26 protein-coding genes and 1 tRNA gene are annotated in these 22433 nt (G+C 55.6%); 12 read left to right on the top strand and 15 right to left on the bottom strand.

Annotated features, from left to right (window positions below; translation table 11 throughout):
- Positions 1-41: 41 nt before the first annotated feature.
- The 5 genes from ACWKV5_RS21315 to ACWKV5_RS21335 all read right to left on the bottom strand — a co-directional run bounded on the left by ACWKV5_RS21315 (position 42) and on the right by ACWKV5_RS21335 (position 5795).
- Positions 42-419 carry a hypothetical protein gene (locus ACWKV5_RS21315; protein ID WP_483842874.1) on the bottom strand — a complete coding sequence of 126 codons (378 nt, stop codon included), beginning with the start codon at positions 417-419 and terminating at the stop codon, positions 42-44.
- Positions 420-692: 273 nt separating this feature from the next.
- On the bottom strand, positions 693-914 hold the full coding sequence (locus ACWKV5_RS21320; RefSeq protein ID WP_483842875.1) for a formate dehydrogenase subunit delta: 222 nt from the start codon (positions 912-914) through the stop codon (positions 693-695).
- On the bottom strand, positions 911-3793 hold the full coding sequence (fdhF, locus tag ACWKV5_RS21325; RefSeq protein ID WP_483842876.1) for a formate dehydrogenase subunit alpha: 2883 nt from the start codon (positions 3791-3793) through the stop codon (positions 911-913). The genes ACWKV5_RS21320 and fdhF overlap by 4 nt, the downstream gene beginning before the upstream one ends.
- Positions 3790-5322 carry a formate dehydrogenase beta subunit gene (locus tag ACWKV5_RS21330; protein ID WP_483842877.1) on the bottom strand — a complete coding sequence of 511 codons (1533 nt, stop codon included), beginning with the start codon at positions 5320-5322 and terminating at the stop codon, positions 3790-3792. Before ACWKV5_RS21330 ends, fdhF begins: the two co-directional genes overlap by 4 nt.
- Positions 5319-5795, bottom strand: a complete 477-nt coding sequence (locus tag ACWKV5_RS21335) for a formate dehydrogenase subunit gamma (protein ID WP_483842878.1) — start codon at positions 5793-5795, stop codon at positions 5319-5321. Before ACWKV5_RS21335 ends, ACWKV5_RS21330 begins: the two co-directional genes overlap by 4 nt.
- Positions 5796-6169: 374 nt before the next feature.
- Here ACWKV5_RS21335 and ACWKV5_RS21340 point away from each other — a divergent pair, with 374 nt between their 5' ends.
- Together ACWKV5_RS21340 and ACWKV5_RS21345 are read left to right on the top strand one after the other, a co-directional pair.
- Positions 6170-6622, top strand: a complete 453-nt coding sequence (locus ACWKV5_RS21340; RefSeq protein WP_483842879.1) for a hypothetical protein — start codon at positions 6170-6172, stop codon at positions 6620-6622.
- 12 nt (positions 6623-6634) lie between these two features.
- Positions 6635-7003, top strand: a complete 369-nt coding sequence (locus ACWKV5_RS21345) for a PH domain-containing protein (RefSeq protein WP_046026649.1) — start codon at positions 6635-6637, stop codon at positions 7001-7003.
- A gap of 156 nt (positions 7004-7159) precedes the next feature.
- On the opposite strand, the gene ACWKV5_RS21350 is transcribed toward ACWKV5_RS21345, so the two are convergent.
- The gene (locus ACWKV5_RS21350; protein WP_483842880.1) at positions 7160-7471 is read right to left on the bottom strand and encodes a DUF3077 domain-containing protein; all 312 of its coding nucleotides are present in this window, start codon (positions 7469-7471) and stop codon (positions 7160-7162) included.
- A gap of 488 nt (positions 7472-7959) precedes the next feature.
- Here ACWKV5_RS21350 and ACWKV5_RS21355 point away from each other — a divergent pair, with 488 nt between their 5' ends.
- The 3 genes from ACWKV5_RS21355 to ACWKV5_RS21365 are packed head-to-tail and all read left to right on the top strand — an operon-like array spanning position 7960 to position 9639.
- Entirely contained in the window at positions 7960-8505 is a 546-nt protein-coding gene (locus tag ACWKV5_RS21355) for a PAAR domain-containing protein (protein WP_483842881.1), read from the top strand.
- Positions 8506-8515: 10 nt separating this feature from the next.
- Complete coding sequence (locus tag ACWKV5_RS21360) at positions 8516-9298, top strand: hypothetical protein (protein WP_483842882.1); 783 nt, start codon at positions 8516-8518, stop codon at positions 9296-9298.
- Positions 9283-9639 carry a DUF7079 family protein gene (locus ACWKV5_RS21365; RefSeq protein WP_483842883.1) on the top strand — a complete coding sequence of 119 codons (357 nt, stop codon included), beginning with the start codon at positions 9283-9285 and terminating at the stop codon, positions 9637-9639. The genes ACWKV5_RS21360 and ACWKV5_RS21365 overlap by 16 nt, the downstream gene beginning before the upstream one ends.
- A 124-nt stretch (positions 9640-9763) precedes the next feature.
- On the opposite strand, the gene ACWKV5_RS21370 is transcribed toward ACWKV5_RS21365, so the two are convergent.
- The 4 genes from ACWKV5_RS21370 to ACWKV5_RS21385 all read right to left on the bottom strand — a co-directional run bounded on the left by ACWKV5_RS21370 (position 9764) and on the right by ACWKV5_RS21385 (position 11854).
- Complete coding sequence (locus ACWKV5_RS21370) at positions 9764-10264, bottom strand: DUF3916 domain-containing protein (protein WP_483842884.1); 501 nt, start codon at positions 10262-10264, stop codon at positions 9764-9766.
- A gap of 185 nt (positions 10265-10449) precedes the next feature.
- On the bottom strand, positions 10450-10680 hold the full coding sequence (locus tag ACWKV5_RS21375; RefSeq protein ID WP_483842885.1) for a DUF7683 domain-containing protein: 231 nt from the start codon (positions 10678-10680) through the stop codon (positions 10450-10452).
- 20 nt (positions 10681-10700) lie between these two features.
- A complete protein-coding gene (locus ACWKV5_RS21380; RefSeq protein WP_483842886.1) occupies positions 10701-11270 on the bottom strand; it encodes a hypothetical protein in 570 nt (189 codons plus the stop codon).
- A gap of 275 nt (positions 11271-11545) precedes the next feature.
- Positions 11546-11854 carry a DUF3077 domain-containing protein gene (locus ACWKV5_RS21385; RefSeq protein ID WP_483842887.1) on the bottom strand — a complete coding sequence of 103 codons (309 nt, stop codon included), beginning with the start codon at positions 11852-11854 and terminating at the stop codon, positions 11546-11548.
- 484 nt (positions 11855-12338) lie between these two features.
- Between ACWKV5_RS21385 and ACWKV5_RS21390 the strand changes: the two genes are divergently transcribed.
- Positions 12339-13334 (top strand): DUF3644 domain-containing protein, encoded by a 996-nt coding sequence (locus ACWKV5_RS21390; protein WP_483842888.1) that lies wholly within the window; start codon positions 12339-12341, stop codon positions 13332-13334.
- Between the two features lie 208 nt (positions 13335-13542).
- Here the strand turns inward: ACWKV5_RS21390 and ACWKV5_RS21395 are convergent, their stop codons facing one another.
- From ACWKV5_RS21395 to ACWKV5_RS21415, 5 genes are all read right to left on the bottom strand, one after another.
- Entirely contained in the window at positions 13543-14142 is a 600-nt protein-coding gene (locus ACWKV5_RS21395) for a DUF4326 domain-containing protein (protein WP_483842889.1), read from the bottom strand.
- Positions 14139-14582, bottom strand: coding sequence for a DUF488 domain-containing protein (locus ACWKV5_RS21400; RefSeq protein WP_483842890.1), 444 nt, complete (start codon positions 14580-14582; stop codon positions 14139-14141). The genes ACWKV5_RS21395 and ACWKV5_RS21400 overlap by 4 nt, the downstream gene beginning before the upstream one ends.
- A 7-nt stretch (positions 14583-14589) precedes the next feature.
- Positions 14590-15297: a dual OB domain-containing protein gene (locus ACWKV5_RS21405; protein WP_483842891.1), complete on the bottom strand. Its 708-nt coding sequence runs from the start codon at positions 15295-15297 to the stop codon at positions 14590-14592.
- 175 nt (positions 15298-15472) lie between these two features.
- A complete protein-coding gene (locus tag ACWKV5_RS21410) occupies positions 15473-15802 on the bottom strand; it encodes a hypothetical protein (protein WP_483842892.1) in 330 nt (109 codons plus the stop codon).
- A 149-nt stretch (positions 15803-15951) separates the two neighbouring features.
- Positions 15952-16036: transfer RNA gene (locus ACWKV5_RS21415), tRNA-Leu, on the bottom strand.
- A gap of 107 nt (positions 16037-16143) precedes the next feature.
- Between ACWKV5_RS21415 and queA the strand changes: the two genes are divergently transcribed.
- The 6 genes from queA to ACWKV5_RS21445 all read left to right on the top strand — a co-directional run bounded on the left by queA (position 16144) and on the right by ACWKV5_RS21445 (position 22227).
- On the top strand, positions 16144-17193 hold the full coding sequence (queA, locus tag ACWKV5_RS21420; RefSeq protein WP_027922739.1) for a tRNA preQ1(34) S-adenosylmethionine ribosyltransferase-isomerase QueA: 1050 nt from the start codon (positions 16144-16146) through the stop codon (positions 17191-17193).
- A 14-nt stretch (positions 17194-17207) separates the two neighbouring features.
- The gene (gene tgt / locus ACWKV5_RS21425; protein WP_128870527.1) at positions 17208-18323 is read left to right on the top strand and encodes a tRNA guanosine(34) transglycosylase Tgt; all 1116 of its coding nucleotides are present in this window, start codon (positions 17208-17210) and stop codon (positions 18321-18323) included.
- Positions 18324-18366: 43 nt separating this feature from the next.
- Positions 18367-18702: a preprotein translocase subunit YajC gene (gene yajC, locus ACWKV5_RS21430; protein WP_007982729.1), complete on the top strand. Its 336-nt coding sequence runs from the start codon at positions 18367-18369 to the stop codon at positions 18700-18702.
- Between the two features lie 64 nt (positions 18703-18766).
- On the top strand, positions 18767-20635 hold the full coding sequence (secD, locus tag ACWKV5_RS21435; protein WP_483842893.1) for a protein translocase subunit SecD: 1869 nt from the start codon (positions 18767-18769) through the stop codon (positions 20633-20635).
- Between the two features lie 9 nt (positions 20636-20644).
- Positions 20645-21559 (top strand): protein translocase subunit SecF, encoded by a 915-nt coding sequence (gene secF / locus ACWKV5_RS21440; protein ID WP_123435029.1) that lies wholly within the window; start codon positions 20645-20647, stop codon positions 21557-21559.
- A 119-nt stretch (positions 21560-21678) separates the two neighbouring features.
- Positions 21679-22227: a glycine zipper 2TM domain-containing protein gene (locus ACWKV5_RS21445; RefSeq protein ID WP_027922743.1), complete on the top strand. Its 549-nt coding sequence runs from the start codon at positions 21679-21681 to the stop codon at positions 22225-22227.
- The last annotated feature ends 206 nt before the right edge of the window (positions 22228-22433 follow it).

The following is a 22433-nucleotide window of genomic DNA, read 5'->3' on the forward strand; positions in this document are numbered from 1 at the left end:
GCGCAGAGCCGTGGCCGAACTGCATCAATTGCCCGATGGGGTCACTTGAGGGGAAAGATCGTGGTCGCCACCACCAGCGTGATCAATGCGCTCACCAGGCTGCACGCTGCCGCAGCAAAATGTCGATAAGCGGGGGATTGTTCCTGGTTGCACTTGGTGAATACCAAGAGCCAGGTCCCGATCAGAGCGCCCAAAAATGCCATCAGCGTATAAAGCGCAAAGGCCGGGGCTCGCGAGACGGGGGCGTCCGGGGTTAACCAGCTCGAGCAAAGAATCAGCACCGCAGTGCCGACGATAAAACTGGCCACGGCACCCGCGAGGTTCGCGAGCCAGATATTCAACGGGCCACGGCTCTTCACGACCCAAATCCACATCCCTGCTGATGCAGCGAAAAACATCAAGATACTGATTAACTGCATTCAATCTTCCCTGTTAACAACGTCGTGGGCCTTTGATGAGGTCAGGCGATGGCAGGCACGATATCAAATCAGTGGCTCTGAGCTGAAGGACGTTGTGGATTTATATCGACTTGATTGAGCAGCAGCGCGAAACCAATGTGGCGAGGGGGCTTGCCCCCGTTGGGTCGCGAAGCGGCCCCCTAATCTTCAAAGAACAGGGGCCTGCTACGCAGCCCAGCGGGAGCAAGCTCCCTCGCCACAGGTTTCAGTCAGCAGGCCAAGGATTGTGTGAACCTAAGCCGCCCAGCCCGCCCCACTGACCGCCGCCTGCGCCAGTGGATGCATGTCGGCCCCTTGATGCTCCGTCTGCCAGGCCAGCAATTCCATGCGCATGCCGGGTGTCCAGTACATCTGAATGTGATTGCGCACGCCGAGCACGGCCGCTTGCTGGTCCGGTTCAGTGGCAAAATACTGGGCGATCTGGTTGGCCATCTTGATCAGGTTTTCAGTGCTCATCGGCGCACCTCCGCTTTAGCGCCACGGGCATGCCGGCGTTCCTTGAGCAGACGGTCCTGTTCATCACTGAAGGCCTGATAGCGTTTTTGCCACTCGGAAGGGTGGTAGACGCGGCTGACCTCCACGGCAGTGACCTTGTACTCCGGACAGTTGGTGGCCCAGTCGGAGTTGTCGGTGGTGATCACGTTGGCCCCCGATTCCGGGAAGTGGAACGTGGTGTACACCACGCCCGGCGCGACCCGTTCGGTGACCCGCGCACGCAGTACGGTCTGCCCGGCGCGGCTGCCGATGCCGACCCAGTCACCCTCGTTGATACCACGGCTCTCGGCGTCGGTCGGGTGGATTTCCAATCGATCCTCGTCGTGCCAGGCGACGTTTTCTGTCCGCCGTGTCTGAGCGCCGACGTTGTACTGGCTGAGGATGCGCCCGGTGGTCAGCAACAGCGGATAGCGACTGTTGACCTTCTCCTCGGTGGGCACATAACCGGTGAGCATGAAGCGCCCCTTGCCGCGCACGAATTCCTCGATGTGCATGGTCGGCGTACCGTCCGGTGCCGCCGCGTTGCATGGCCATTGCAGGCTGCCGTGGCGATCCAGTTCGGCGTAGCTGACGTTGGTGAAGGTCGGCGTCAGGCTGGCGATTTCATCCATGATGTCTGACGGATGTTTGTAGTTCATCGGGTAACCCAAGGCGTTGGCCAGAGCCACCGTTCCTTCCCAGTCGGCTTTGCCGCCCAGGGGATCCATGACCTTGCGTACCCGCGAAATGCGCCGCTCGGCGTTGGTGAACGTGCCGTCCTTCTCCAGGAACGAAGCGCCCGGCAGGAATACGTGGGCGAACTTGGCCGTTTCGTTGAGGAAAATGTCCTGCACCACCACGCATTCCATGGCCGACAGGGCCGCGGTGACATGCTGGGTATTCGGGTCGCTCTGGGCGATGTCCTCGCCCTGGCAATACAAGCCTTTGAAACTGCCGGCCAGTGCAGATTCGAACATGTTCGGAATACGCAGGCCCGGATCGGGTTGCAGCGTGACGTTCCACGCCTGTTCGAACTGCGCGCGTACTACCTCGTTGGAAATGTGCCGGTAACCGGGCAACTCGTGGGGGAAGGAGCCCATGTCGCAGGAACCCTGAACGTTGTTCTGCCCCCGCAGCGGGTTCACGCCTACGCCTTCGCGACCGATGTTGCCGGTGGCCATGGCGAGGTTGGCGATGCCCATGACGGCCGTGCTGCCCTGGCTGTGTTCGGTGACGCCGAGGCCGTAGTAGATCGCCGCGTTGCCGCCGGTGGCATACAGACGGGCAGCGGCGCGGATGTCGGCAGCGTCTACGCCGCAGATGGCGGCCAGCACTTCCGGCGAGTTTTCCGCACGGCTGACGAACTCGCTCCAGCGGGCGAAATCGTTGCCCTCGCAACGAGCGTCGATAAAGGCCTGATCGAGCAGGCCTTCAGTGACGATGACATGGGCCAAGGCGTTGAGCATCGCGACGTTGGTGCCCGGACGCAGGGCCAAATGATATTCAGCGCGGGCATGCACCGAGTCCACCAGATCAATGCGGCGTGGGTCGATGACGATCAGCCGTGCGCCTTCACGCAAGCGACGTTTGAGCTGGGAGGCGAATACCGGGTGGGCATCGCTGGGGTTGGCGCCCATCACCAGGATCACGTCGGCCTGCATCACCGAGTCGAAACTCTGGGTGCCGGCGGACTCGCCCAAGGTTTGTTTCAAGCCATAGCCGGTCGGCGAATGGCAGACCCGCGCACAGGTGTCGACGTTGTTGTTGCCGAACGCGGCGCGCACCAGTTTTTGCACCAGATAGGTTTCTTCGTTGGTGCAGCGGCTGGAGGTGATACCACCAATGGAATCGCGGCCGTACTTTTGCTGCAACCGACGGAACTCACTGGCGGCGTAAGTCACCGCTTCATCCCAGCTGACTTCCTGCCAGGGGTCGTTGATGTTCTGGCGGATCATCGGCTTGGTGATGCGATCCGGGTGGGTCGCATAGCCCCAGGCAAAGCGCCCTTTGACACAAGAGTGGCCGTGGTTGGCCTGACCGTTTTTGTCGGGAACCATGCGCACCAGTTGGTCGCCTTTCATCTCGGCGCGGAACGAGCAGCCCACGCCGCAATAGGCACATGTGGTGATCACGCTGCGTTCAGGCTGACCCAGTTCGACCACGCTTTTTTCCATCAGCGTCGCGGTAGGGCAGGCTTGCACGCAGGCGCCGCAGGACACGCATTCCGAGTCGAGGAAGTTATCGCCACCGGCAGCGGACACACGGGATTCGAAGCCGCGTCCGGTGATGGTCAGGGCAAACGTGCCCTGGGTTTCTTCGCAAGCGCGCACGCAGCGGTTGCAGACGATGCACTTGCTCGGGTCGTAGTCGAAGTAGGGGTTGGACGTGTCCTTCACATCGGCCAAATGGTTGTCGCCTTCATAGCCGTAACGCACTTCCCGCAGGCCGACCTGACCGGCGACGGTTTGCAGTTCGCAGTTGCCGTTGGCCGAGCAGGTCAGGCAGTCCAGCGGGTGATCGGAGATGTACAACTCCATGACGTTGCGGCGCAGCGTCGCGAGTTTCGGCGTCTGGGTGTGCACGCTCATGCCTTCGCTGACCGGCGTGGTGCAGGACGCCGGGTAACCGCGCATGCCGTCGATTTCTACCAGACACATGCGGCAAGAACCGAAGGCTTCCAGGCTGTCGGTGGCGCACAGTTTCGGAATCGTAGTGCCCATCAGCGCAGCGGCGCGCATCACCGAGGTGCCTTCGGGCACGCTGATGCTGCGACCGTCGATGTTCAGCGTGACTTGCACCGAACTTTCGCGGGCCGGCGTGCCCAGATCGATGTCGGTGTTCGGGTCGAAGAGCGTGATCATTGGTCGGCCTCCGAAGATTGCAGACCGAAGTCGGCGGGGAAGTACTTGAGGGCGCTGGCGACCGGAAAGGAAACCATGCCGCCCAAGGCGCACAGCGAACCGTATTGCAGGGTGTCGCACAGGTCCTTGAGGATGATCACCTGCTCATCGCGAACGTTCTGGTCCGGTGCGGCCAGCAACCGGTCGATCACCTCGACGCCCCGGGTCGAACCGATGCGGCACGGCGTGCATTTGCCACAGGATTCCTCGGCGCAAAACTGCATGGCGAAGCGCGCCATGTGGGCCATGTCCAGCGTGTCGTCCGCCACCACCACGCCGCCGTGACCGAGCATCGCGCCGATGCCGGCGAACGCTTCGTAATCCAGCGGCGTGTCGAATTGCGACGGCGGCACCCAGGCGCCCAGCGGGCCGCCGACTTGTGCGGCTTTCAGCGGTCGGCCACTGGCGGTGCCGCCGCCGTAGTCTTCCACCAGTTCGCGCAGGGTCAGGCCAAAGGCCCGTTCCACCAAGCCGCCACGACGAATATTGCCCGCCAGTTGGAAAGGCATCGTGCCGAGGGAACGGCCCATACCGTAATCGCGATAGAACTGCGCACCCTTGGCCAGAATCAGCGGCACCGAAGCCAGGGTCAGCACGTTGTGCACCAGCGTCGGCAGACCGAACAGCCCCTTCAAGGCAGGAATTGGTGGCTTGGCGCGGACGACCCCGCGTTTGCCTTCGAGCGAGTCCAGCAGCGCGGTTTCTTCACCGCAGATGTAAGCACCGGCCCCGACGCGCACTTCCATATCGAAGGCCAAGCCACTGCCGCCGACGTTGGCGCCGAGGTAACCGTTCGAACGGGCAATCTCCAACGCCCCATTTAACGTGGCGATGGCCTGTGGATATTCCGAGCGCACATAGATGTAACCGTAGCTGGCGCCGACGGTGATGCCGGCAATGGCCATGCCTTCGATCAGCAGGAAGGGGTCGCCTTCCATCAACATACGGTCGGCGAAGGTGCCGGAGTCGCCTTCGTCGGCGTTGCACACAATGTACTTTTGCGCCGCCTCGGTAGCGCGCACCGTGCGCCATTTGATCCCGGCGGGGAAGGCTGCGCCGCCACGGCCACGCAGGCCTGAATCGAACACCGCAGTCGCGGTTTCATCGCCGCCAATCGTGACGGCCCTTGTTAAACCCTCGAAACCGCCGTGGGCTCGGTAATCGTCCAGCGACAACGGCCGGGTGATGCCGGCGCGGGCGAACAGCAAACGTTGTTGAGACTTGAGATAAGGCAACTCTTCTACAAGCCCCAAGGCCAGCGGATGAGAAGACGGCTCGCCTTGCAGCGCATCGAGCACCGACGGCACATCGGCAGCAGTCAGCGGGCCGAAGCCGATTCGGCCTTGCGCGGTGTCCACTTCGAGCATTGGTTCCAGCCAGTACAGGCCGCGAGAGCTGGTGCGTTGCAGGTCCTGGCTGGCAAGGGCTGACGCTACCGCATCGGCACCCACGGCACGGGCCAGGGAATCACAGGATAGATAGAGGCTCATACGTCCTCCCGGCAAGCGTCGAGCAAGGCATCGAGACGCTCGGCACTCAGCCGCGCATGCACCTGACCATCAAGCTCCAGGGCCGGCGAACAAGCACAAGCACCAAGGCAATACACCGGACGCAAACTGATGCTGCCATCGGCGCTGCTGCCGTGGTCATCCAATTGCAGACGTTCACGCAACTGCGCGGCCAACTGCTCGGCACCACGACTCTTGCACGACTCCGCCCGGCACAGACGCAGGATATGCCGGGCCGGCGGCGCGATACGGAAGTCATGGTAAAAGCTGATCACGCCGCGAATCTCGGCCTGACTCTGATTGAGGGCGTGGGCAATCTCGGGGATGGCGGCATCGGGGATGTAACCGATACCGGCCTGAATCTCATGAAGGATCGGCAACAGTGCACCCGCAGAGCCCTTGTGGCGCTCCAGCACGCTGTTGACCATAGGCAATTGCAACATCTCATCAGGCATACAGCATTCCTCACGGTCACGGACAAACCTGGCGGTTGTCGGTCGTCCGAAAGTGTCGGCTGCGGCATTCACACCACGTCACGGTATCGTGGCATTGTCAGGCCGTTGGCCAGGGCACCCTGAGCGGGCATCTTGTTGTGCCCGGCGCGGTCTTTGCCGCACCTTTTATAGGGCATTAAGGGAGCTTGCCACGCTGGTATTGATTCGACTGCACCAAAGCGACGTGTTTGGTTCTTTCCACGACTACCCGTTAAGTCTAGAAGAGCACTGACCACGGCGCGCATTGTCTGAAATGTTTTGTGGCACAAGCGCGGCACACCCGCCCGCTACAGTGGACGTACGATGCCATCCGACGAGATCGCAAAGGAGCACACATGAACCGACTCATCCTGCCTGCGCTGGTCATCCTGATCGCGGCGCAATCCCCGGCCTACGCCATCAACGACACATACCGCAAACAACTGGAGCAATCCGGCTGCACCCAGGTCAGCGAAACCCAAGGCTGCGATATCCACAAGAGCAAGGCAGAAAACGCCAAGGCAGGCTTCAGCAACCCCGCCGCGGACAGCTCAAGCACCCCAACCCCCTACGTCGGGCAATGGGTGGCCAAGAACGATGCCGGCGCGACCGTCGCCACCGTTCGCATCGATGCCAAGGAACAGGTGTGGGTCAACGGAAAACCGGTCAAAGCCAAGCGTACCGACGGCACGCTACAGTTTCGCCAGGGCAAAATCCTCTTCATCCTCCAGGGCGATCGGAGCCTGCAGAATCAGGACTACTGGACGGACAGCGATGCCGGGACCAAAGGACCGATACAGATTGAATAACAGGAGCGACACATGATTGATTTCAACAACAAGGGCTTCTTCAAACTCAAGCAAAACGAAGAATACGCCGAACGCGTCAGCGCGCTGCTGCTGGAAGGGGAACAGGTCATCGACTCCTATAAATCCATGCGCGACGGCGTGGTGTTCACCAACAAGCGCATCATCGCCGTCAACGTGCAGGGCCTCACCGGCAGCAAAAAAGACTTCACCTCGCTTCCGTATAAAAACATCGTGGCGTACTCGGTGGAAACGTCCGGCACTTTCGACCTGGATTCCGAATTGGAGATCTATTTCTCGTCACTGGGCAAAGTGAAATTCGAATTCACCGGCAGAACTTCGATGGTGGAAATCTCAAAACTGATCTCCCAACACGTCCTCTGACCCCAACACGAAAAAGCCCCGAAAAACTCGGGGCCCCAACTGACTAAACACACACCCAATGTGGGAGCGAGCCTGCTCGCGAAAGCGCCAGACCAGCCAACATCAATGCTGAACCTACCGCCGCCATCAAGCAGCCCACTCCCCATTTTCCAACCACTACCCCTCAGACGAATCCGCCGCCCGCTCAGCCGCCGCCGCAGAACCCCGACCCCGCCCAAGCACCTTCACCGCATCATCAACCACCGCCTTGCTCATCGCCGTCAAATAATGCGCAGCCCAGGCGTGGCGGTCGGTGTCCGTGGCGTACGCCGCATCTTCGTTCAGCTTTTTGGCAAGAAACAGAAAGTCAGAAGCCATGGCTAATGCATCGCCTAGGGGAACGCCACGAGTAACGTGGAAGAGTGGTTGGTCTGCGCAGTAAATGGCAGGTGTTAGGCCGATGGTTTTCAGCTCTGATGGATCGGTCATTGGCCACCTCCGATCACGGAGAGGCGGTGGGAGAGGGTGGATGGTGGGGCGTTACGCAACAGAGAGTCGCGTTGAGGGAAAAGCCAGATTTTGTACGTATCCATACAGCGCATTGTGAAGCTCCTTAATTTTTAAGAGCCGCCACAATTCGTTACCAAGCGAATGGGTGGCAGCTGTGCGCAGGTTGGTAAACCGGGAAATCAAGGAAACCGGCACGTCCGAAGACGTCCCACGCACAGCCGCCATAACGCAGACCGCAGGCGAAAAAAAAGCGCCTGCGAACGCATGGCACTGTTGCGCAGTGATTTACCTCGGGTTACCAAGCCCGGCCGCTGAATTTGCAGCGACGGTAGGAGGGTATCGTGGAGGCCCTTTTCTCGCAACCTTCGAACACATCGACCACAAATTACGTTGTGAAGTAATGTGGTCCGTCCCCTTTGTTTCGGGTAGGTTATGACGCTCGCAAGGATTTTTGACAGGAGGTCAAAGTGGCTAAGCCAGCAGCGCGTAAAAGCGATTTATACCGTTGTCCTTTACCGGGGCACGGCACCAACCCGATTGCATCAGGATCTCCCGACGTATTCTTCGACGGCCTTCCCGCAGCGCGTCAGGGCGACACCTGCACTTGCGGTAGTGCGCTCTCTTCAGGACTGTCTGCGACCGTGTTCATTAACGGCAAGAATGCAGCGACCATCGATACCGGAGGTACCCACGGCGGCATAGTGATTGGTGGTTCGGGTACGGTAATAATTGGCGATACCCACACACCCTGCGAATTTGTTCCTCCTGCGCTGTTAATGGGTTTCGCAAGCTGGATCGGCTTCAGAATTCCAGCTGACGAAAGCTATGAAGGCTTATCGTGCACCGCTCATTTCGAGGATGGGTCGTCACTGCCAGGGGTGTTCAATAAAGACAATGCCGTTAAGTTTACGAATCCGTCCGGTAAGACCTGCGTGATGCTCAAATTTGATGATGAAGCTCCAGCCGGTACGTCGTCTCTCACAGAAAGCTTTTTGAATAGAATATTAGGATAAGGAACATCCTATGACAGAACCATATCTCGTCACCGGCAGCTATGTCGTTCAGCGTGAACACGCCTTACAAGATTCTCCGCTCGAGAGGGCGTTAGAACTGATGGAGGGAACTGCACTTAGGTTCTCTCTGGACGCGGTCTCTGACGAAAAGGTCCGGGCGAGCTACCTGAAAAACATAAAACGTATGTCACAGCAGACGTTGGCCGATGTGAAGGCTGGGAAGGTCACCGCGGGAGAGGGCGTACAGTTCAGTCATGAAATGCGAAACAAGATCTTGATGGAGCACCGCAAGGTTACCTCTGCGCAGGGCTTGGCTGTCGTGCAAAAAAAGAAGGCCGATGGCAGAACGCTTCAAACGCTTTTTGATCGTTACTCCAAGGAGCTGTTCAAGAAGAGTTACGACAGCCTTTCACCGACGGAGCAGAGCAAGGTTCATTACACAATTTTGGAGGCAGCAGGGCGGGACAATTCCAAGTTCACAAATGGCACAAAAAAAATGCAGCTAATGGGCAAGCTTGGCATTTTGGTTACTGCTGCTATCGCGACTTATCAAATTCTGAATGCTGAAAACAAACAAAAGGAAACGGCGCGTCAAGGGCTCATCGTGGGCGGCGGCGCGGCGGGCGGTATTCTGGCAGGGCTTGGAGTCAGCGCTCTCTGTGGGCCAGGAGCTCCGATCTGTGCATTTGCCGTTGTATTTCTAGGAACTGTTGTTGGGGGCGTCGCAGGCGGAACGGTAGCAGACTCGCTTGATGAGGAATTAGAGGAGTTTTCACATTGGGATATTCTTTGAGTCAATCTGAGTTGACAAAGATTAGGGTCGCGCTCTCGGATCCGTTCAATGATTTCCCGGTTGATTACGATTACATAGCCAGCCAAGTGAAAGGAGTTGATCTTAAAACCCTCTACGAGATCCTATATTCCGAAGTCGCGCCTGTGTGCTTTACCAATATTGCGGCGGCCCTTCCAACGGTATGGACAGGCTTCGATCCCGACTCCCTCAATGCCATGATTGAAGAAAGGCGCGTCGCCCGGAATAACAGTTGGTTTCGTAGGCAGTTCGACAAGCTCCTTGTGCGTTGGTTGGAATATAACTACAGGTACATCTGGAAGGAGATTGTCAGCAGGCTGTGAGTTGACAGCGAAGTTTGTTTTGCTTTTGAGTTTAGCGTCATCCCCAAAAAGGGCCCGTCAGGGCCTTTTCAGATCCAGCTTGTTTTACTTGGAGTACCAGCGTTCGAGGTGCTCGCCAAAGCCGTCAGGCCGGTTCCCCAATGCACCACCACTGTACTGCGACCTCATCGTCAGGTTGAGTCACGTCATGCCCGTGCTCGACGAAATTAGCGGGTGTGTGCAACGCAAGATCACGACTGATCCGCTCTGGCATGAGCGCGTTAGTTTCACCGAGAAAACCCAGATAATAGTCACGGTCATAGAAGATGGTGACCTCGCTCTGATGAACCCATGGCCACGTCAGCAGGCAAGCAACGCGGTAGTAACCTTGAGAGTGGTCAGCAGCGTTGGACAGGTGACTAGCGGCTTCGAGCAGTTGCTGAATGCAGAAGGCCTGAACTTCGATCGCGGCGTGAGGACCTTCCACCAGGGCCTCATGCACCGGGATCTTCCAGTGTGTGTAGCGCTCCATTTGCGCGGATCGCGGGTAAAACTCGTCGCGAAAACTGGAGGCCCAGCGCTCCAGGGCGCGAAGGCGGCGGGGGATGCCTCTGAGTGGCTTGTTGCTGAGGGCGATTTGCCGCATTGATACGTCCTTGTGATGCTGAAAAAGTCTTTCGTTGTTGTCAGCTGGGGTAATAGAAAAGTGGCAGGTCCATCCTCACTTCAACCATACCCCTGCCAGTGTCAGTAGGTGTGAAGAGGCTGCAACTCTTATTTCAAATCGGACTTATCCAGATGGCCGCTGAATGGACGCGCCGACAAACTCCATCAGGCACTACAGGACAGTTGAAAGATGTAATCCGGACTGCTGAAGGTTTTTCCAGTCATACTTTCAAGGCGCCTTATCTGATCTGGCGTTAAGTCGTATTCATAAATGGCGTCTTCCGGCTCACTCCACGCCATAAGCTCTGCCAATTGATCGAACTGGTTGGCAGGGATTTCAATGCTGAACGCCAGCTCCTCAGTTCCCTTGTCGAATGCAAGAATCTCATGCAGCATTTTTCTGACTCCTATCAAAGTTACTTTGGCGTGGTTCGGCCTAACTCGGCGTCCTTTGCTCGTTCGCCCGTGTCAGGGTTGAACTCTCCCAACTGAAAGCGCATGCGGGTCGGAGCACGGGTCATGCTGCGTAGCTGATCGTCGGTATAGAGCGTGCCGTCGTCCATTTTGGTCGGGAGCATGCCCAGTACAAACACGCCGGCAGGATTTCCACGCAATGCCCAGGTGAATCCTTTTTGCATGATGCCGCCACCCGCTACGCGCCCCAGTACAGCGTCGAAGCCTAGAGCGAGTCCGGCAGCCTCTGCCGCCGACGGGACAAGCGTCGACCCAGCCAGGATGACCTTGCCAAAGTCCGAGGCGGGCATGGTGTTGCTACCAGCGTGAGTACTCCCCCAGTGTTCAGGTGTGCAGCACTTGGCAAAAACCGGGTCTGTACGCTCCTTGGGAATTGGCCATTCATCTTTGGGGATATATTCCGGCTCGGGCTTCGGGGGCGGATTCCAGCCGGCCCACGAGGCGCCACCGTTCGGACGTTTTCGGCGCCAAATGTCGTCGAAAGGATGTTTTTTCCGTGTGTCCATGGTCATGACAATCCCTGTGTGACGTCGTCTCGAGACAGGAGATTGTCGGTCAGCTCGCTTCCCAGTCAATTTGACTCGGTAACCTGAAGTTTCAGACTCTGCAAAGTACGCAAGATCCGCTGCGTGCTTCGTACGTATCAAGTAGTAAGCCAATAATCATGGACGCAATCACGCGGTCCTTCTGCGGGAGCGAGCCTGCTCGCGAAAGCGCCGGTTCAGCCAACATCAATGCTGAACCGACCACCGTCATCACAAGCAGTTCGCTCCCTATTTTTCAGCCGCTACTCTTCAGTCGTCGCCGTCCGCTCAGGTGTCGCCGCAGAACTGCGACCCCGCCCAAGCACCTTCACCGCATCATCAACCACCGCCTTACTCATCGCCGTCAAATAATGCGCAGCCCAGGCATGGCGGTCGGTGTCTGTGGCGTACGCCGCATCTTCATTCAGCTTCTTGGCGAGAAACAGAAAGTCAGAAGCCATGGCCAATGCATCGCCGAGAGGGACGCCGCGAGTGACGTGGAAGAGTGGTTGATCTGCGCAGTAAATGGCAGGTGTTAGGCCGATGGTTTTCAGCTCTGATTGATCGGTCATTGGGCACCTCCGAGGACGGAGAGGCGGTGGGAGAGGGTGGCGCGTGGGGTGTTACGCAACTGGGAGTCGCGATGAGGGAAAAGCCAAATTTTGTACGGATTGATGCTGCGCATTATCAGACTCCTTGATATATGGAGCTGCCATATCCGTTTCCACACGAATGGGTGACAGCTGTGCGCAGGGTGGAAAACCGGGAATCAAGGAAACCGGCACGCCCGAAGACGTCCCACGCACAGCCGCCATAACTCACGCCGCAGACACAAAAAAAGCGCCGGCAGACGTGATGGGGGCGCTGTTGCGCCTTGAATTACACGGGTTTCCACACCCGGTCGCTGAATTGGCAGCGACGGTGGGAGGGTATCGTGGAGGCTCCTTTCCTGCAACCTCGAAAGCTTTGTTCCGAAACCACAAGAGATGAGAAAGTGTGAGATGTCCTATTTTTATTCCTGATACTGAAGCTATGCTGTTTAGGTGCTGTCAACGGATGATGGATATGACCTCTCAGAAGAAACGTATTCGAGCTGTAGGTTCTATATCGAGTGAGCTGATTAAGAAATCTCGAGAGGCTGCGCTGGCATCAGTACAAATATTTAATAATCCAGCGTTAACCTTCAAGTCTGAGATATTTATCGTGCTGATGATGATTTCATGGACATATCTGTTGCATGCTTATTATCGAAAAAAACAAATAGAATATCGTTACTACAAAATGGTGGGTGCCCGCAAGAAGTTCGATAAAACAGCTAAAGGCGCTATGAAACATTGGGAGTTGGAGCGATGCCTTAATGACGAAAACTCCCCGGTGTCTGCAAGCGCAGCAAAAAATTTAAAGTTTTTAATTGGGCTAAGGCACGAAATCGAACATCAGATGACGACAAGGATAGATCAGCTTCTGAGTGCGCGCTTTCAAGCGTGCTGTCTTAACTATAATGAGCTTATAAAAGAATTGTTTGGGCTGGAATTTGGTATCGATAAGCATCTTTCATTCAGTTTGCAGTTTTCATCCCTTAATAAAGAGCAGGTTGACATGCTTTCTAAGACAGAGGGGTTGCCTGAAAATATAAGAGCTTATATAACTGCCTTCGATATGGATTTAAGTGATGAGGAGTTTAACGACCCTAGATTTTCGTACAGGGTGTTTTTCATTCCTAAAACGGCGAATCGAAAAGGACAAGCCGACCAGGTTATTGAGTTTATTAAGTCGGATTCGGAGCTTGCGAAAGGTATCAATGCACAGTACACAGTAATTAAAGAGACTGAACGACCTAAATGCCTTCCTTCGGAAATTGTGCAAAAGATAAAAGAAGCTGGATACGAAAATTTTACGATGACCCACCATACGGTTCTCTGGAAGGAGTTGGATGCTAAAAGGCCAGGTCTAGGCTTTGGCACCAAAGTAGCGAATACTTGGTATTGGTATGAATCATGGTTTGATCATGTCGTCGATTATTGTTTGCAGCAAGGAGGGAGATATCGATAACATTTTTTTGTTATTGGTTTGATGTGGCACTCTTAAGCAGCGTGGCTACATTTGGCTACGGAAAGAGAGGGAGGTAGCTAGGAGGAGCGGGAGTAAACGCATCGATCCTGATCGTTATAGTGGTAAAAAACCAATGGTGAAATACTACATTTTCTGTAGCAATAGATACGCTTGAATAGTCCATTTTTTTGAAATGGTGTTTTTCTCATTATTCACCATCGTCTTGTGCATTCAGGTAATTTGCAATTACATCACCGTGGCATGCAGCAGGTTTACAGTGACAACCTAGCGTCTTTCCTCTGAGTTTTTCAATATTTTCATCAAACTTATCCGGGAGTTTTAGGAAGCGTCTTTTAAAGTCATAAGCAAATTTTTCGATAACTTCTTCTCGGGTGCCTTCTTTGCCCATCTGGTAGGGGTTTCCCCAGAGTGTCCCCCTGCCAATATAAACATCATATTTTTCGCCATTATCTCGATTGGAAACCTTCGTCAGTTTAAGGTTTGTGATTCGAATAGGGGTGTTTTTTTTACGAAGCTCAAGAAAAAGATTGAAAAAGCAGTTTCTCTCCTCGTCTTGAAAAATAAACGCATGTGTCGCATCGAGAACAGTGTCGGTTTCTTTTTCATACTTAGTTGAAGCCAGTTCGTTGGCTTCAGCATATTTTTTGATAAAGTTATTGTCGTCGGCAAAGTAAATCAACTCTGCTTTTTCAAGTGAGCTAATTATTTTTTTGACTTTTCTCTCGAATTTTTCAAAAGATAGAAAGTCAATTGGGTATGCTATTAAAACTTTTGCTTCTGTTTTCATATCAAATGTTTAACGACTGCGTCAGATTCATTCCATGCCGATTTTAGATAATCTACGACCAAACGTCTATGACATTGATGAGGTTGATGCTCGCTACAAAGCAAACATCCTTCGTCAATGACATCTTTGGATACGTGTTTCTCAATATTTCGCTTTGACATCAGGTTGAGATATTTTTCCTCGTACTGCTGCCAGGTGATGTCCTTTTTCTGATATGGAGACAAAATTTCTTTTGTTGGTGCTAAATCTGGAAGGTGCAAATAATCGACATTACAAAGTTCTTTAAGAAAATACTTTAGGTCTTCCTTTTTTGAAAATCCTGCGAGTTGCGATATATTATTAAGTCTTACATCTACTATTCGTTTCGTTCCACTAATCTTGATTAGGCTGAAAAATCTTTCAGCTTTTTTTTCCGTAAACCCTATAGTATAAATTTTCATAGTAACCTTAAAAGATACCTGCAATCACTTTGTACCCATAGCCTTGGCCCGGTACGTAATTTGGTACGTTTGTATGTATCTCGCTCAAGCTGATCGTTAGGCAGCTGATGTTATTTAATACATAGGTTCCAACTCCCTTGTTTAGGAAGTGGGCCTCTGCCGGAATGTCTGTCAAGCTTAGGGCGTAATTTACACCTCTATAAGCGAAAGTTGCTCGAACACTGATTTTGTGATTATTCCACTGCTTGCCTTCGGCATCGACCTTGATTGATACATTTCCATCAGGTCTGATCAGATAAAGTGTTGATCTCGCTTGCGTCAGTAACCGCTCGGGTACGCGGTCATTAAGGCCCGAAGTGCTGCTGTAATTAGATTCCCAAAGGCTTTCAGGTGTATCTATCAGCTGGCTGAGATTAGCGTGAATAAACTCGCCGTTTTTAACCCACTTTTGAGCTGCATCGATGATGTAGTTTTCCTGCTGAAATACGTGCTGGTGCTTCGCAGTATCCCAGATGGAAATGATATCTAATGCTTTCACCGATCCCCCGGCCTGGTAGCTCGCCTCATTCTCTGAGATCCCCCGACTGCCCCTGTTACTTACGGGTCTGTACCAAACGCCATTCTGTGCCTCGCCAACGAGCTTTCCCGCGATGCATCTTTCGCCGTGTTTCTTGGAGTTTGCCAAACAAACAAATTCCCTTTGAGTAGCGACCATTTCCTCACCTAATCCATTGGGTGGCCGATTGCCACTCTAAAGGTAGTATAGGTTGCGAGCTTGTAAGTCAATGCTACCATTTGCCGTAAGTGGTATAACATAACACTTATCTTGGGCAGAAAAGGACAGAAAAGAGGGCAGATTTATTATTGCTTTTTAATCCGTCCGTTTTCATTCATTGAATGTCTTTCAGATAATCTTTGAGCGCGATGAGGGGGGCATCAAGCTGCTCCATCTTCTGAATACTGGCAAGTTCAGCCCCTAATCTCTGCAACTCCCGCCCCAACGGCTTATCCACACCACCAATGGCTTCCAACGCCAACCCCACACACTCATCCACTTTCAACTGAATCCCCTCAACATCCCCCCGCCTTACCAACAACCCAAAAACCTCCCGCTCATACTCACTCATCACCAAATCATCCCGAAGAATCGGACTCGAATCCTCCGTCTCATAAGCCAGCTTGAGGCAGAACAGAGCAACAGTTTCCAGCAGCAGTTCCATGGGATGAATCCTTGAGAATTGTCGTACCAAACGAGAACGAGAGGATCAAAAGCATCGCCAGCAAGCCGGCTCCTACAGGTCGGCGTTGTGTCAGGCACTTTTTGGCAGGCGAAAAAAAAGGCCTTGCTAAGCAAGACCTTTCTTAATTTTGGTGCCCCGAGGGAGACTCGAACTCCCACTCCTTTCGAAAACGGATTTTGAATCCGCCGCGTCTACCAATTCCGCCATCAGGGCTCAATGGCGGCGAAGTATAGAGATGAGATTACCGTCGGTCAATCAGGTACATAGAGAATTTTCACTATTTCGGCTAGACTTCCGGCCCCTGCTAGACGAACCCCATCATGCGCGTTGCTGACTTTACTTTCGAACTCCCAGATTCGCTGATCGCCCGCCACCCTTTGGCCGAGCGTCGCAACAGTCGCCTGTTGACCCTTGATGGGGTCAGTGGCGCCCTGGCACACCGTCAATTCACTGATTTGCTCGAGCATTTGCGCCCGGGCGATTTGATGGTGTTCAACAATACCCGGGTGATTCCGGCGCGGCTGTTTGGCCAGAAGGCTTCCGGCGGCAAGCTGGAAATCCTGGTGGAGCGCGTGCTCGACAGTCATCGCGTGCTGGCGCATGTGCGTTCCAGCAAGTCGCCGAAGCCGGGGTCGAAGATCCTGATCGATGGCGGTGGCGAGGCCGAGATGCTGGCGCGTCACGATGCGTTGTTCGAGTTGGGGTTCGCCGAAGAGGTGTTGCCGCTGCTGGATCGCGTCGGGCACATGCCGTTGCCGCCTTATATAGACCGCCCGGATGAAGGCTCGGACCGTGAGCGTTATCAGACGGTTTACGCCGAGCGCCTGGGCGCGGTGGCGGCGCCGACGGCGGGGCTGCATTTCGATCAGCCGCTGATGGAGGCGATTGCCGCCAAGGGCGTCGAGACCGCGTTCGTGACCTTGCACGTCGGTGCGGGCACGTTCCAGCCGGTGCGCGTCGAGAAGATCGAAGACCACCACATGCACAGCGAATGGCTGGAAGTCGGCCAGGACGTGGTGGATGCGGTGGCGGCGTGTCGTGCTCGCGGTGGTCGCGTGGTGGCCGTGGGGACCACCAGCGTGCGTTCGCTGGAAAGTGCTGCGCGCGATGGCGTGCTCAAGCCGTTCAGTGGCGACACCGATATCTTTATCTACCCGGGCCGACCGTTTCACGTGGTCGATGCCCTGGTCACCAACTTCCATTTGCCTGAATCCACGCTGTTGATGCTGGTTTCGGCGTTCGCCGGTTATCCCGAAGCCATGGCTGCCTATAAAGCGGCCGTCGAGCATGGATACCGCTTTTTCAGCTACGGTGATGCGATGTTTATCACCCGTAACCCCGCACCACGTGGCCCTGAGGAAACAGAATGAGTCGCCAAAGTCGTATGTCGTTTGAGTTACTTGCTACTGACGGCAAGGCTCGTCGCGGTCGTTTGACCTTTCCACGCGGCACCGTAGAAACCCCGGCGTTCATGCCGGTGGGCACCTACGGCACCGTCAAGGGCATGTTGCCGCGGGATATCACCGCCACTGGCGCGGAAATCATTCTGGGCAACACCTTCCACTTGTGGCTGCGTCCTGGCACCGAAGTGATCAAGAAGCACGGCGACCTGCACGATTTCATGCAGTGGAAAGGCCCGATTCTGACCGACTCCGGTGGTTTCCAGGTGTTCAGCCTGGGCGCCATGCGCAAGATCAAGGAGGAGGGCGTGACCTTCGCCTCCCCGGTGGATGGCGCAAAAGTGTTCATGGGCCCGGAAGAATCGATGCAGGTCCAGCGTGACCTGGGTTCGGACATCGTGATGATTTTCGACGAATGCACCCCGTACCCGGCTGACGAGGACGTCGCTCGCGTGTCGATGGAGCTGTCGTTGCGTTGGGCCAAGCGCTCGAAAGAAGCCCATGGCGACAACACGGCGGCGCTGTTCGGCATCGTTCAGGGCGGCATGCACCAGGACTTGCGCATGCGCTCCCTGGAAGGCCTCGACCAGATCGGCTTTGATGGCCTGGCCATTGGCGGTTTGTCGGTGGGCGAGCCCAAGCATGAAATGATCAAGGTGCTGGATTACCTGCCGGGTCAGATGCCGGCTGACAAACCTCGTTACCTTATGGGCGTTGGCAAACCTGAAGATCTGGTTGAGGGTGTGCGCCGCGGTGTGGACATGTTCGATTGCGTGATGCCAACCCGTAATGCCCGCAATGGGCATCTGTTCATTGATACCGGCGTGCTGAAGATCCGTAACGCGTTCCATCGCCATGATGATTCGCCGCTCGATCCGACCTGCGATTGCTATACCTGCCAGAACTTCTCCCGTGCTTATCTGCATCACCTGGACAAGTGCGGCGAAATGCTGGGGAGCATGCTCAATACCATCCATAACTTGCGTCATTATCAAGTGCTTATGGCTGGTTTGCGCGAGGCTATTCAACAGGGTACATTGGCCGCCTTTGTCGATGCCTTCTACGCCAAACGCGGGTTACCTGTTCCGCCTTTGGACTGAGTTTTCTGACCCCAAGATTCAACATTTGCAACTGGAGTGCTAAATGAGCTTTTTTATCTCTAATGCCATGGCTGACGCTGCTGCACCTGCGGCAGGCCCAATGGGCGGCGGCTTTGAGTGGATTTTCCTGGTCGGTTTCCTGGTCATCTTCTACCTGATGATCTGGCGTCCACAGGCCAAGCGCGCCAAAGAACAGAAGAACCTGCTGAGCAGCCTGCAGAAAGGCGACGAAGTTGTGACCACCGGTGGTATCGCCGGCAAGATCACTAAAGTGGCAGACGATTTCGTTGTTCTGGAAGTTTCCGACACTGTCGAAATGAAGTTCCAGAAAGGCGCTATTGCCGCGACGCTGCCAAAAGGCACGCTGAAAGCGATCTAAGTTTCAACTTCATATTCAATCGACGGGGCGCGCAAGGCGCCCCGCGTCATAAACGGGCGGCGTGATGCTGAACAAATACCCTCTGTGGAAATACATTCTGATCCTGGCGGTGCTGGCGGTCGGTCTGATTTATTCCGCTCCCAATCTATATCCTGATGACCCGGCCATTCAGGTCAGCGGTGCAAGTACTGCGCTGTTGGTCAATCAGGCTGATCTGGATCGTGTGAGCACTGCGCTCAAGGAATCCGGGATCAACGTCAAGGCAGCCACGCTGGCGGCCAATGGCAAGGGCGGTCTGATTCGTCTGACCAAGGCTGAAGATCAGCTGCCGGCCAAAGACGTCGTGCGCAAGGCGTTGGGTGATGACTACGTCGTTGCACTGAACCTGGCACAAACCACGCCGCAGTGGCTGCGCAGCCTTGGCGCGCACCCGATGAAGCTGGGTCTGGACTTGTCCGGTGGTGTGCACTTCCTGCTGGAAGTGGACATGGACAAAGCCCTCGACGCACGCTTGAAAGTGTACGAAGGCGATGTAAAGAGCCTGTTGCGTAAAGAGAAACTGCGCTATCGCAGCCTGCCGCAACTCAACGGTGCCATTCAGCTGGGCTTCACTGATGAAGCAACCCGCGAACAGGCCCGCGCGCTGGTCCGCAAGAACTTCAACGATTTCGACATTGTTCCGGCCGACCTGAATGGTCAACCGGTGCTGCGTCTGGCGATGACCCCAGCCAAGCTGGCGGAAATCCGCGAATACTCCATCAAGCAGAACTTGACCACGGTACGTAACCGCGTCAACGAGCTGGGTGTTGCCGAACCGATCGTTCAGCGTCAGGGTGCCAACCGCATTGTGGTTGAATTGCCGGGCGTTCAGGACACCGCAGAAGCCAAGCGTATCCTCGGCAAGACGGCCAACCTCGAGTTCCGTCTGGCGGCTGAGCCAGGTGCTTCGAAAGCCACTTCCGAAACTTTCGAGTTCCGTGAAGGCAAGCGTCCGCCGGCTCAGATCGAGCGTGGCCTGATCATCACCGGTGACCAGGTGACTGACGCCAAGGCTGGCTTCGGCGAGCACGGCACGCCAGAAGTGAACATCCGTCTGGATGGCCACGGTGGCGAGCTGATGAGTCGTGCGACTCGCAGCAACGTTGGTCGCAGCATGGCGGTGATCTTCATCGAGCAACGCCCTGTTACCACCTACACCAAGCAAATGGTCAACGGCGTCGAGAAAGACGTGCCGGTCCAGACGTTTAAAGAAGAGAAGAAGATCATCAGCCTGGCGACCATCCAGTCGCCGCTGGGTGCTCAGTTCCGCATCACTGGCCTGAACGGCCAGGGCGAGTCTTCCGAACTGGCGCTGCTGCTGCGTGCCGGTGGTCTGGCTGCACCGATGTACTTCGCTGAAGAGCGCACCATTGGTCCAAGCCTGGGTGCCGACAACATCGTCAAGGGTATCGATGCATCGCTGTGGGGCATGCTGTTTGTCTCGCTGTTCATCATCGCCATCTACCGCTTCTTCGGCATCATCGCCACCGTCGCGCTGGCGGTGAACATGGTGCTGCTGCTGGCCTTGATGTCTTTGCTGGGTGCAACGCTGACCCTGCCGGGTATCGCCGGTATCGTATTGACCATGGGTATGGCGGTTGACGCCAACGTTCTGATCTTCTCGCGGATTCGTGAAGAGATCGCGGCGGGCATGACCGTACAACGGGCAATCAACGAAGGCTTCGGCCGGGCATTCACCGCGATTCTCGACGCCAACCTGACAACACTGTTGGTCGGCGGGATTCTCTTTGCGATGGGCACCGGCCCGGTCAAAGGCTTCGCAGTGACCATGTCCCTCGGGATCTTTACCTCGATGTTCACGGCCATCATGGTGACCCGCGCGATGGTCAACCTGATCTTCGGCGGTCGTGACTTCAAGAAGTTGTGGATTTAAGGGGCTGCCATGTTACGTACAATCAACTTCATGGGCGTTCGCAACTTTGCGTTCGGCGTCACATTGTTCCTTACGGCGCTGGCCATTTTCAGCGTCTTCCACAAGGGCATGAACTGGGGCCTGGACTTCACCGGCGGTACGCTCATTGAGCTGACCTACGAGCGTCCGGCTGACGTCACCAAGGTGCGTGAGCAACTGGTGACATCGGGTTATCACGAAGCAATCGTGCAGAGCTTCGGTGCAACTACCGATTTGCTGGTGCGTATGCCGGGTGAAGATCCGCAACTGGGTCACCAGGTGGCAGAAGCGCTGCTGAAAGTCGGCGGCGACAACCCGGCGACGGTCAAGCGCGTCGAGTTCGTTGGTCCGCAAGTAGGTGAAGAGCTGCGCGACCAGGGCGGCCTCGGCATGCTGATGGCGCTGGGCGGCATCCTGATCTACCTGGCGTTCCGCTTTCAGTGGAAGTTTGCGGTCGGTGCGATTGTTTCGCTGATCCACGACGTGATCGTGACCATCGGTATCCTGTCGTTCTTCCAGATCACCTTCGACCTGACGGTACTGGCGGCGGTGCTGGCGATCATTGGTTACTCGCTCAACGACACCATCGTGGTATTCGACCGGGTTCGTGAGAACTTCCGTGTGCTGCGCAAGGCTAGCCTGATCGAGAACATCAATATCTCGACCACGCAAACCCTGCTGCGGACCATGGCCACTTCGATCTCCACGTTGCTGGCGATTGCGGCCCTGCTGTTCTTTGGTGGTGACAACCTGTTCGGCTTCTCCATTGCGCTGTTCGTCGGTGTTCTGGCGGGTACTTACTCGTCGATCTACATCGCGAACGTGGTGCTGATCTGGCTGAACCTCAACAGCGAGGATCTGATTCCTCCTGCGGCAACCGAGAAGGAAGTCGACGACCGTCCATAACGGCCATCGCTTTCCAGCTGTCTGCCAAAAAAGGCGCGAGTTGAACTCGCGCCTTTTTTTATGCTCCAAGGCTGGGAGAAGCGCGGGTTCTTCCCGCATGTGATGGTCAGGAGGTTCATGTGAACAAGTCGTTGCTGGTTGGTGCGGTATTGGGTGCTGTCGGTGTAACTGCCGGGGGTGCTGTTGCCACCTACAGCCTGGTAAAAAGCGGCCCTGAGTATGCGCAAGTACTAGCCGTTGAACCGGTCAAGACACAGATCAAGACGCCACGTGAAGTCTGCAAGGATGTCGCAGTGACTCGGCAAGCGCCGGTCAAGGATCAACATCAGATTGCCGGTACGGTGGTCGGTGCATTAGCAGGTGGTTTGCTGGGTAACCAGATCGGCGGCGGCACCGGCAAGAAGATTGCTACGGTTGCAGGCGCTGTCGGCGGTGGTTATGCAGGCAACAAGGTTCAGGAAGGCATGCAAGAGCGTGACACCTACACCACGACTCAAACTCGCTGCAATACGGTGAATGACATCAGCGACAAGGTCGTAGGTTACGACGTTCGTTATTCGCTGGATGGCAAGGAAGGCAAAGTGCGGATGGATCGTGATCCGGGCAACCAGATCCCGGTCGACAAGGAAGGCAAGCTGGTCCTGTCGCAGAACGAAGAGAACCGTTAAATATTCAGGTTCAAGCGTTAAAAAGAAGCACCCTTCGGGGTGCTTTTTTTGTGCCCACAATTCCTGAATCCCCCCAATCCAGTGTGTGCGAGCCTGCTCGCGAAGGCGGTCTCACATCCACATCAATGGAAACTGGTCCACCGCTTTCGCGAGCAGCTCGCTCCCACAGGGGATTTTTGGTGTTTGTGGGGGTAGATTTCGGGAAT

The sequence above is a fragment of the Pseudomonas oplopanacis genome, assembly GCF_057128725.1.

Coding starts and splice junctions, on each gene's coding strand:
- ACWKV5_RS21315 (WP_483842874.1), bottom strand. CDS start 419: ATGCAGTTAATCAGTATCTTGATGTTTTTCGCTGCATCAGCAGGGATG.
- ACWKV5_RS21320 (WP_483842875.1), bottom strand. CDS start 914: ATGAGCACTGAAAACCTGATCAAGATGGCCAACCAGATCGCCCAGTAT.
- fdhF (WP_483842876.1), bottom strand. CDS start 3,793: ATGATCACGCTCTTCGACCCGAACACCGACATCGATCTGGGCACGCCG.
- ACWKV5_RS21330 (WP_483842877.1), bottom strand. CDS start 5,322: ATGAGCCTCTATCTATCCTGTGATTCCCTGGCCCGTGCCGTGGGTGCC.
- ACWKV5_RS21335 (WP_483842878.1), bottom strand. CDS start 5,795: ATGCCTGATGAGATGTTGCAATTGCCTATGGTCAACAGCGTGCTGGAG.
- ACWKV5_RS21340 (WP_483842879.1), top strand. CDS start 6,170: ATGAACCGACTCATCCTGCCTGCGCTGGTCATCCTGATCGCGGCGCAA.
- ACWKV5_RS21345 (WP_046026649.1), top strand. CDS start 6,635: ATGATTGATTTCAACAACAAGGGCTTCTTCAAACTCAAGCAAAACGAA.
- ACWKV5_RS21350 (WP_483842880.1), bottom strand. CDS start 7,471: ATGACCGATCCATCAGAGCTGAAAACCATCGGCCTAACACCTGCCATT.
- ACWKV5_RS21360 (WP_483842882.1), top strand. CDS start 8,516: ATGACAGAACCATATCTCGTCACCGGCAGCTATGTCGTTCAGCGTGAA.
- ACWKV5_RS21370 (WP_483842884.1), bottom strand. CDS start 10,264: ATGCGGCAAATCGCCCTCAGCAACAAGCCACTCAGAGGCATCCCCCGC.
- ACWKV5_RS21375 (WP_483842885.1), bottom strand. CDS start 10,680: ATGCTGCATGAGATTCTTGCATTCGACAAGGGAACTGAGGAGCTGGCG.
- ACWKV5_RS21380 (WP_483842886.1), bottom strand. CDS start 11,270: ATGACCATGGACACACGGAAAAAACATCCTTTCGACGACATTTGGCGC.
- ACWKV5_RS21385 (WP_483842887.1), bottom strand. CDS start 11,854: ATGACCGATCAATCAGAGCTGAAAACCATCGGCCTAACACCTGCCATT.
- ACWKV5_RS21390 (WP_483842888.1), top strand. CDS start 12,339: ATGATGGATATGACCTCTCAGAAGAAACGTATTCGAGCTGTAGGTTCT.
- ACWKV5_RS21395 (WP_483842889.1), bottom strand. CDS start 14,142: ATGAAAACAGAAGCAAAAGTTTTAATAGCATACCCAATTGACTTTCTA.
- ACWKV5_RS21400 (WP_483842890.1), bottom strand. CDS start 14,582: ATGAAAATTTATACTATAGGGTTTACGGAAAAAAAAGCTGAAAGATTT.
- ACWKV5_RS21405 (WP_483842891.1), bottom strand. CDS start 15,297: ATGGTCGCTACTCAAAGGGAATTTGTTTGTTTGGCAAACTCCAAGAAA.
- ACWKV5_RS21410 (WP_483842892.1), bottom strand. CDS start 15,802: ATGGAACTGCTGCTGGAAACTGTTGCTCTGTTCTGCCTCAAGCTGGCT.
- queA (WP_027922739.1), top strand. CDS start 16,144: ATGCGCGTTGCTGACTTTACTTTCGAACTCCCAGATTCGCTGATCGCC.
- tgt (WP_128870527.1), top strand. CDS start 17,208: ATGTCGTTTGAGTTACTTGCTACTGACGGCAAGGCTCGTCGCGGTCGT.
- yajC (WP_007982729.1), top strand. CDS start 18,367: ATGAGCTTTTTTATCTCTAATGCCATGGCTGACGCTGCTGCACCTGCG.
- secD (WP_483842893.1), top strand. CDS start 18,767: ATGCTGAACAAATACCCTCTGTGGAAATACATTCTGATCCTGGCGGTG.
- secF (WP_123435029.1), top strand. CDS start 20,645: ATGTTACGTACAATCAACTTCATGGGCGTTCGCAACTTTGCGTTCGGC.